The organism is Streptococcus mitis (genome assembly GCF_003942965.1).
Taxonomy (GTDB): Bacteria; Bacillota; Bacilli; order Lactobacillales; family Streptococcaceae; genus Streptococcus; species Streptococcus mitis_BH.
In genome coordinates this window covers 1-556 of sequence record NZ_RJOG01000091.1, presented here as the reverse complement: position 1 = coordinate 556, position 556 = coordinate 1, and the positions used below count along the sequence as shown (strand labels likewise).

1 protein-coding gene is annotated in these 556 nt (G+C 57.0%); it reads right to left on the bottom strand.

Annotation, left to right across the window (positions count from 1 at the left end; all coding sequences use genetic code 11):
• Positions 1 to 556, bottom strand: a 556-nt coding sequence (locus D8837_RS09590) for a hypothetical protein (RefSeq protein WP_185755710.1), incomplete at both ends; no start/stop codon positions are given.

The window sequence follows — 556 nt, the reverse complement described above, 5'->3', positions numbered from 1 at the left end:
ATCGGCAAGTACTAGCGCGTCAGCTTCAGCAAGTACCAGTGCGTCAGCCTCAGCAAGTACAAGTGCATCGGCTTCGGCATCAACCAGTGCGTCGGCTTCAGCAAGTACTAGCGCGTCAGCATCGGCATCAACCAGTGCGTCGGCTTCAGCAAGTACTAGCGCGTCGGCTTCAGCAAGTACCAGTGCTTCAGCATCGGCAAGTACTAGCGCGTCAGCCTCAGCAAGCACAAGTGCCTCGGCTTCAGCAAGCACTAGCGCGTCAGCTTCAGCAAGTACCAGTGCTTCAGCTTCCGCATCAACAAGCGCGTCGGCCTCAGCAAGTACTAGTGCATCGGCTTCAGCGTCAACAAGCGCATCGGCTTCAGCAAGTACCAGTGCTTCAGCTTCAGCAAGTACCAGTGCTTCAGCTTCCGCATCAACAAGCGCGTCGGCCTCAGCAAGTACCAGTGCTTCAGCTTCCGCATCAACAAGTGCCTCGGCTTCTGCAAGTACCAGCGCGTCAGCCTCAGCAAGCACAAGTGCCTCGGCTTCAGCAAGCACTAGCGCGTCAGCATCG